Origin of the sequence: Lentzea roselyniae, from assembly GCF_039537795.1 — a bacterium.
GTDB classification, from domain to species: Bacteria; Actinomycetota; Actinomycetes; order Mycobacteriales; family Pseudonocardiaceae; genus Lentzea; species Lentzea atacamensis.
The window spans coordinates 1-8,020 of sequence record NZ_BAABBE010000084.1 but is presented as its reverse complement, the minus strand read 5'-3'; the positions used below and the strand labels follow the sequence as shown (position 1 = coordinate 8,020).

7 protein-coding genes are annotated in these 8,020 nt (G+C 66.5%); 2 read left to right on the top strand and 5 right to left on the bottom strand.

Features of this window, described 5'->3' with window-relative positions; all coding sequences use genetic code 11:
- Positions 1-62: 62 nt before the first annotated feature.
- Positions 63-416, bottom strand: a complete 354-nt coding sequence (locus ABFX45_RS45485) for a hypothetical protein (protein ID WP_346137312.1) — start codon at positions 414-416, stop codon at positions 63-65.
- Positions 417-519: 103 nt separating this feature from the next.
- The gene (locus ABFX45_RS45480) at positions 520-990 is read right to left on the bottom strand and encodes a UPF0158 family protein (protein WP_346137311.1); all 471 of its coding nucleotides are present in this window, start codon (positions 988-990) and stop codon (positions 520-522) included.
- Between the two features lie 65 nt (positions 991-1,055).
- Here ABFX45_RS45480 and ABFX45_RS45475 point away from each other — a divergent pair, with 65 nt between their 5' ends.
- Positions 1,056-3,656, top strand: coding sequence for an SEC-C metal-binding domain-containing protein (locus tag ABFX45_RS45475; RefSeq protein ID WP_346137310.1), 2,601 nt, complete (start codon positions 1,056-1,058; stop codon positions 3,654-3,656).
- A 7-nt stretch (positions 3,657-3,663) separates the two neighbouring features.
- Positions 3,664-4,026, top strand: coding sequence for a hypothetical protein (locus ABFX45_RS45470; RefSeq protein ID WP_346137309.1), 363 nt, complete (start codon positions 3,664-3,666; stop codon positions 4,024-4,026).
- Here ABFX45_RS45470 and ABFX45_RS45465 read toward each other — a convergent pair.
- From ABFX45_RS45465 to ABFX45_RS45455, 3 genes are all read right to left on the bottom strand, one after another.
- The gene (locus ABFX45_RS45465; protein ID WP_346137308.1) at positions 4,007-5,167 is read right to left on the bottom strand and encodes a hypothetical protein; all 1,161 of its coding nucleotides are present in this window, start codon (positions 5,165-5,167) and stop codon (positions 4,007-4,009) included. The genes ABFX45_RS45470 and ABFX45_RS45465 overlap by 20 nt on opposite strands.
- Positions 5,164-5,499, bottom strand: a complete 336-nt coding sequence (locus ABFX45_RS45460; RefSeq protein WP_346137307.1) for a hypothetical protein — start codon at positions 5,497-5,499, stop codon at positions 5,164-5,166. Before ABFX45_RS45460 ends, ABFX45_RS45465 begins: the two co-directional genes overlap by 4 nt.
- 511 nt (positions 5,500-6,010) lie before the next feature.
- On the bottom strand, positions 6,011-7,216 hold the full coding sequence (locus tag ABFX45_RS45455) for a tyrosine-type recombinase/integrase (RefSeq protein WP_346137306.1): 1,206 nt from the start codon (positions 7,214-7,216) through the stop codon (positions 6,011-6,013).
- Positions 7,217-8,020 lie beyond the last annotated feature (804 nt).

Here is an 8,020-nt window from a genome sequence, read left to right as displayed (position 1 = left end):
GGCAGGATGACACGGCGGGCACGGCACTCCCAGAAGATCATGAGACTTAGACACTCACATGATCAACCAGAGAGCCGTGCCCGTCCTACGTCCAAACGGCGGACACGACTTTGCCGGAACCCTGGGGTGCCGCCCCAGCGGAGGAGGATGTGGCAGCGCAGGATGCTGCGGTAGTTGTCGATGGTGCGTGGGTCGAGATCGAGGGCGGCGAACCAGGTGGTGGCCCATTGGGCGACGGTGGTCTTGCCGCGGCTGGGGTCTAGCCAGGTGTTGCGGCGCTGGTCGCTCTCGATGTCGTTGGCGTAGTTGTCGGCGGCTTGCTTGGTGGTGAATCCCGAGATGGAGGCGGTGTGTCCGTCTCCGGTGGGGTAGCGGACTCGCCAGGATTGCGGACCGATTTGTTCTGTCCAGGCCATGACAGGCTCCAGTGTGGAGAGAGTTGCTTGTCGGGTCTGGTGTGCGCTTGTGCGGTCATGAACGCAAGTCGACCGGTTGAGGGGCGCGGAGCAACTCTGCTGTTTATGGAACGTCTGGGGTGGGGTGCTCGGCGATGTACTGGGTGGCGGTGTCGTCATCGATGAGCGCGTTGTCGGCCAGCCACTGGACCGCGCGGTGGCGGGCTCGGGAGTCGCGGAAGGCGTACCAGACCGGCAGTAGTTCCGGGTGCTCCTCGTGCAGCTCGAGTTTGAATCTGCGGAAGGCGCCTTTTCCGTCGATCGCCCGCATGAGTCGCCGCTGGGTGTGTTCGTCGGTGACGAGTTCGGCGAAGTCGGCCATGTCCTGGTACCAGATGTACGTGGGCAGTGGGTCGATGCAGATTTCGTCCAGGTCGTCGAGGTCGACGGGTGTTTTGCCGTCGATGCCCAGGTCGGAGGTCCAGAGCAGGACTTCTCCGGTGTCCGGGTTGATCAGCCAGCGGTGTTCGTAGTCGTTCTGGTCCGACAGCGCTTGTGCGATCTCGTCCAGGTCAAGTCGACTGAGGTCCAGCATTCTGACCACGGTAGCGGCCGTGGCGAGATCTGCCCGGTCTGCTGGGGTGGGTACTGTGTTCGGCCGTGGCTGACTCCTTTCTTCCCACGGGTTCGACACTTGTCGACGTTGTCGCGGGTGTGCTGGCCGAGCACGGGCCGATGACGGAGGAGCGGCTTGTTTCCGTTCTGAACGACTGTGGTGTCGTGCTCGGGGCCGACGCGGACGAGGCGTTGGCGGAGGCATTGGACGATGGCGCCGGGGTGCTGGCAGTGCTCACCGACGAGCGGTGGGTGTCGTTGCCGGCTCTGCTGGCCGGCCGGGTGTTCACGCGTCGGTTGAGCGGGCCGGAGGTTGAGCACGACTTTCTCGAGTCGAGTCCGGACCTGGGCCCGGTCGACATGTTGCCCGAGCACGTGGGCTACCAGCGGCTGGTTGACGGCTCACCGGTGATAGGGGTGCTGCCGGGGCTCGACGACGACACGCCGACGGCGCGAGGCGTGCCGCCAGAGGCTGTGGGTGATCTCGGCGCTCTGTTGCTGCCGACCGGCTATCTGGTGGGTAAGGGGCTCAGCGAGGGCGACGTGATCGCGGTGCAGGTCACGGCGGAGGGGCTGCTGCTGAAGGCGGCGCCGGACGAGGTGACGTCGGTGGAAGGGACTGCCGCCGTCGGGCACCGGCTGTCGCAGGTGCTGGCAGCACAATCAGACGAACCCGTGTTGCTGGATGCGGCAGTGTGGACGGCGTGCGCGGACGATGCCACGTTGTTCACCGAGCTGCTGCCTCCGCTCGGGGAGATGCTCGAAGCCTGCGGGTTGGCGTGCGACGGCGAGTGGCTGGCCCCGCCGGGGTTCGACTTCCGGCGGTGGCGCGCGAACGCGCGACTCGGGGCGATCGCCGTGCGGCACGATCTGGATCACGACGAGGCGGTCGCAGTCCTGGCGATCGTGGCGCTGTACGAGCGCATCGCCGACTTGCACGCCGCGGCATCCGATGCTTACGAGGGCGGCGGTGACGCCGCGTTGACCGCGTTCGCCACCGAGATGGCTGGCCAGCCGGAGTCTTCCGGCACCGGTCCGGGCGCTGTGGTCCGATCAGTGCTGCCGGCGCTGGCCGAGCCCGTCGTGGCCGCGGCGGTCCTGACCGAGACGGTCGGAACTGGTAGTGACGGCGCGGCGGCGCTGGGGTTGTTCGCCGAGACGCTTGAGCCGCTGGCACCGCGCGCTGCCCGGCCAGCGTTGCGGTGGCTGCGTGGCAAGGCCCATGAGCGGCTGGGTGACGTCGCCGCGGCCGAGGCTGACTACGAGGCTGCGGAGTCACTGGATCCGCAGTGGCCGCTGGCCTTGAGCGCCCTCGCTCGCTACGCCGGCGATCGCGGTGATGCGACCAGAGCACTTGATTTGCTGCGCCGCGCTGGGGCTTCGTCGGACCATCCGCTGGTCGGATTGCTTGAGCAGTTCGAGGCCGAGCCTCGGTCGGACGTTGGCCGTAATGATCCGTGTTGGTGTGGTTCCGGTCGCAAGTACAAGAAGTGCCACCTTCACCGTGAGCAGCTCCCGTTGGACGAGCGTGCTGGGTGGCTGTACCGGAAGGCGGGCTTGTTCCTGTCCGACGGTCCCCGGCGTGTGGAGATGGCGGATGTCGCGCGCGAGCGGGCGGCGTTCAGCGACAGTCCTTACGGTCTGCTTGACGCGCTGGAGGACCCGCTGGTCGCCGACGCGGTGCTGTTCGAGGGTGGCGGGTTCGCGGAGTTCGTGGCCGTTCGGGGCGCGTTGCTGCCGGAGGACGAGCGGCTGCTGGCCGAGCAGTGGCTGCTCGTCGATCGCTCGGTGTTCGAGGTCGAACAGGTCCACCGCGGCGAGGGCTTGACGGTGCGAGACGTGCGCACCGGCGACGTTCACCAGGTCCGGGAGCGTGCGGCCAGTCGTCAGCTGAAGGTGGGTGCGCTGATCTGTGCCCGCATCGTGCCCGCCGGCGACACGATGCAGATCTTCGGCGGCATCGAACCTGTCGAGCTGCACGAGCGCGACGAACTCATCTCGCTGCTGGACGCTGAGCCCGACCCGATCGATCTGGTCTCCTTCCTCACCCGGCGGTTCGCGCCGCCAGCACTGCGCAACACCGAAGGCGACCCGTTGGTGCTGTGCGAAGTCACCCTGCGGACTGGTGATCCGGCCGCGTTGGTCGCCGAACTGGACGAGACCTACGCCCGCCGTGCCGACGCGCATACTCCACAGTGGATCGAAAGCGTCGCGGACGGGCCTGTCCGCGCGACCCTGAGCCTCGACGGGGCTGATCTGACCGTGCACACCAACAGCGAGGCCCGGCTCGATCGGGTGCTGGACACACTGCGGAAGCTCGATCCGACGCTCACCGTTGTCGAGGAGTCCCGCCAACCCGCGCGCGACACCCGCGAAGCGGCGGCTCTCACGTCCAGGAGCCACTCCGGCGGGGACCAGGTTGATCCCAGGGCAGCGGCTGTGCTCGATAAGTTCATCCGCGACTACGAGCGGAAGTGGCTGGACGAGCCCATCCCCGCCCTGGCCGGATACACGCCCCGGCAGGCCGCCGCCGATCCCACCCGGCGCGACGACCTGATCCGGCTGCTCGACTCCTTCCCCAACCACCTGGACCAACCCGGTCTCATGAGTCCCGAACGCCTGCGCGCCGCGCTCGACCTGGGCTAGCAGGATCATGCAGCCACGTCGTCACCGCCTGCGCAAGCCGGCCCGGCTGGACTCCACACGGGCCTGGGTCCGTTCCGGCGCGCGGGTCACCGTGAAAACGTACGCCAAGTGGTACGGCGTCGACCGCTACACGGCGTACGAGGAACTCACCGCGATCGGCTTTCCGCTCCCGGCCACTGCGTCGCAGTGGGCGCGGCGACCCCCGGTACCACGTGAGGAACGCCGACCTGTCGACGAATCCGACGACCCGGACTGGGTCTGGGTGGATGGCCGAAGGATGTTCGTCGTGGGCTACACCGCAGGCGGAGCACCGTTCGGCTGTTGGGAGGACGAGCTCGACGACGGTCAGTTCACAGCCTGGCACGATTGAGGCGGTCGATGAGGCTGGGTTTGCGTGCGTGCGCGTCACGCAACGCCATGCTGCGCAACGTGAAGGAGTCGAACCGGTCGTCGCGTTCGGCCAGCGCCTGGAGATCGCTGAGCAAGGCCACGGCGGCGTCGTATTCGGTGGGCTTGCGGGTGGCGATCAGCGCCTCGACCTTGTCCCAGGCGGCTTCTTCGTCGTGGGACAGGTCGTCCAGTCGTTTCTGGCGGGCAAGGGCTCGGGCGTGTTCGCGGCGGGCTTCCTCCTCGGCGCGTTGCGCGGCTTCCTGGCGCTGCCGGGCGTCGCGCCTGCGTCGGGCGTTGTCCAGGAGATCGGCCACGGTGCGGCGGCCGGGTGAGGGGACAGACGGCGCCATGATGTCGCGGAATCCGCGCAGTATCTCCATTCGTACAGTCGCAGCGTGTCCCTGGGCGACTTGCAGCAGTAGCCGGTCCTTCTCGTCGGTGGGCAGTTTCGTCAGCCAGGCCGCGAGCTGTTCGGGGGCGTCGGCGGGAACGTCGAGAGGCGGGCTTGCTTCGGCGGCTACCGCGAGCAGGTCCTGGTCGACGCGGAGGAACTCGGCCAGCTCGTGTTGCGGCGCGGTGAGCGTGCGCAGGCCAGGCGGCACAGGTGGTTCGAGTTCGTCGTCCTCGTCGTGGTCGAAGGCGTCTTCGTCGGGCTCCCAGACGCCGTAGTCGGCCAGCCACGCCAAGTAGAGCGCACGGTGGTCACCGGCGGCGAGTTCGTCGTGGATGTCGATGATGGACGACAGTGAGGCCTGCGGTTCGTAGTCCCAGTCGCCGGATTCGTCGTCGTTGGTCAGGCTGAGGACGAGGTGCTGGCCGGCAGTCCAGGCCGTGACCTGGTCGCTGACGCAGTACTGCCCGGCCACGTCCAGGTCGAGCAGGTTGCGGGGCAGGCGGAGCATGATTCGCCGCGTGCCCCAGTTGGCAAAGTAGAGATGTGCGTCGTAGTAGCGCTCCATCAGCTGGTTGGGGTCGCCGCGGAAATCGCCCCAGTGGTATTCGTTGACGAACCTGGTGGCGGTGATCTCCGCGCGGGTGGACAGCGCACCCACCTCGGCCTGTGCCTGTGCGTCGAGGGGGCGGTCGATCGCGACGAACTCGTAGTACTGGTACTCGCTCAACGCACGCTCCCGTACGGCTTCGCCTGGAATCCCGAGTCGTCACCGAGGTGGAAGAACAGGTGCCCGGCGAGCGAACCGTCCTCGGCCAGCGCCGCCCAGCCGCGCCCGCTGACCTGGTCGCCCTCGTCGTGGCCTTCCCAGCTGAACTCGACGAAGGGGCGGCCGTCGCGTTTGGTCCACCGGCAGTCCATCCAGCCGCGGACGGCGACGAAGCCGAACTCACCGGTCCTGTCCTTGGCGAACTTGATGAACCCCGGCTCGACCAGGTCGACGTCATCGAAGTCCCAGTTCGTCATGTCCACGATCCGCCATCGCCCGGTCGGTGTCTTCACGAGTTCTCCCCACTCGATCGCCGATCCGCGAGATTAGCGGGACGCCTCAGTTGCCGGCGCGGGGCGGCTGCTCTGGAGCGTTGGCTGCGTGATGAGAGCACCCTCTGGTGAAATCTCACACTGGATCGGTCTGGAGAAATCTGGAGAGTTCATATGGTCTGAACGGCGTTAGACTGCATTCAACGACGGTGAACGGATCCGTGATGACCAGCGGTTTCGTAATCGCCGCAGGTGGAGGACGTGCCCCGGCTCCTGGCAGTGTGAGGGTCAGGGGTTCGAGTCCCCTCAGCTCCACTTGAATTGAGAGCCCGTCTGGTCGAGCGGTTTCCGCTGGTCAGGCGGTTTTCTTGCTGTTGTGGGTGGATCTTGGGTGATCGTCTGTTGATCGTGTTGCGGTGACCCTATGGAGCAGTTCTGGAGCAGGATTCTCCAGCCTGATCATCAAGCTGGTCGCTGGACTGGGTGATCGTGATGTCCCTCCCACCAGCGGTGTGAGGGTCAGCGGGATTCGTTATGCGGCAAGCGGTCCGGAGACGTGGCGGAACGACGGTTCTGGTGCGGTCGGGTGCGCTTTGACGTTGAGGTCGGCTTCGTGCCAGCGGCGTTGGAGGTCGTTGAGGAGTCGGAGTTCGACTTCGGGCGCGACGTGGGAGTAGACCTCGGTGACGCGGTTGGACAGATGGTGTCCGAGCCGGCGGGCTTGAGCGATCTCGGGAGCTCCGCCGGCGATGAGCCAGGTTTTGTGGCTGTGCCGTAGTCCGTGGAAGGTTAGGCCGGGGCGAATTGGCACCGTGCGGACGCCTGACAGTGGGCGTTCTCCGTTGCCGTTGACGGCGGGTTTGAGTACGCGGCGGATGAAAGTGCTGCGCCACAACCAGGTTCCGCCCTCGGCGGTGAACACGAACTCGTTGTCATGCCGTTCGAGGTGTTTGCGCAGCATGGTGATGAGAAACGGTGGCAGGGTGATGGTGCGGGCCGATGACGCGGTTTTGGGTGAGCCGAGCCAGCGTGTGTGCGCGCTTTCGTGTAGGGAGCCGGTGCGTGGGTCGATGACGATAACGCCGCGATCGAGGTCGACGTTGTCGCGGCGCAGGCCGGTGAGTTCGCCCCAGCGGCATCCGGTCCAGGCGGCGGTGATGATGAGCAGGCCGGCGGTCTCGCTGCCGAGTGCGGCGGCCTGTTCGGCGATGCGCAGGACCTCGGTCGGGGTCGCCCAGACGCGTTCGCGTTCGATGCGGTGGCTGCGTCGTCCGCGGCGTCGGTAGCGGCGGATCGGGTTGGCGGGGATGAGGTGTTCGTCGGCGGCGTCGGTGAGGATCATTGAGAGGACTTTGACGATGGTGGCGACGGTGGTGTTGGCGTAGCCGAGCTGGCGCAGGTCGCTGATCCATTTGTTCACGCCGAGGGCGGTGATCGCGCCCAGTGGTGTGCCGCCCCAGCGGAGCAGGATGTGGCAGCGCAGCACGCTGCGGTAGTTGTCGATGGTGCGCGGGTCGAGGTCGAGCGCGGCGAACCAGGTAACAACCCATTCGGCGACGGTGGTGCGGCCGCGGGTGGGGTCGAGCCAGGTGTTGCGGCGTTGGTCGCTCTCGATGTCGGCGGCGTAGTTGTCTGCGGCGCGTTGTGTGGTAAAGCCGGAGATCGATGCGGTGTGGCCGTCGCCGGTGCGGTAACGGACTCGCCAGGACTGCGTGCCGATCTGTTCTGTCCAGGCCATGACGACCTCCAGGAGTTGATGGTGTCGTCCGTTGTGCGCCGTTGACTGTCTGATCGCAAGTTGAGGTGGTCTGCACTGCATTGTTCTGGCCTGAGGGGGAGCGCCGAGTGGTCTGGCGGCTTGCCACTGGCCCGCGCCGTCTCGCATCGACGTCGGTGGGGACCTGATGATTTGTCGAGACCGGTGAGAAGACCCGCAGGTGCTGCGTTGCGGTTGCGCCAGCGGGTCGTGCCCAGGCAGGCCGAAGCTGAGAGGTGCATGGTGGGCGGTTCGGTGAACAACCGAGATGCTGCGCTGACTGCAGGTCTACGTCGTGGTTCTCGGTCCCGTTGCCGGGTGTGGCTCCTGTGCGTGCCGCGTCTCGCATCGTTCGCCGCAGGCGTCTGGCTCACGCCGATGAGGCTGTGTGATTGCTCTATTTGGAGTCTGTGGTGTGTGATCGACGTTAGCTAGCGTTCCAGCGGGTACGCCGGGTAATTGTGTGGTCACCGGGGGGTGATCATCGCTCGGCGGTGGGCTTAGGGGGGTCATGCTGATGTCGCGTGCTGCGGAGCCGCTTCACAGACCAATGGTCACGATCGTCTGTCTCGCCGGATCACCATCCGCGCGCTCGTCCGGCCTTCGCCGGTCATCGTGACCTGCTGATCGTCGCTTTCTCCTTTGATCTGCCGGGTTTAGCGGGACTGTAAAACGAGCGGTGTAACTCCCGATCATGGAAGTGCACCTGATGACCGACATGATGTCCGGCGTGGAGAACGCCGAGAACTCGAAGCCCGCGACCGGCCTGGACGGCCTGGACGAGCA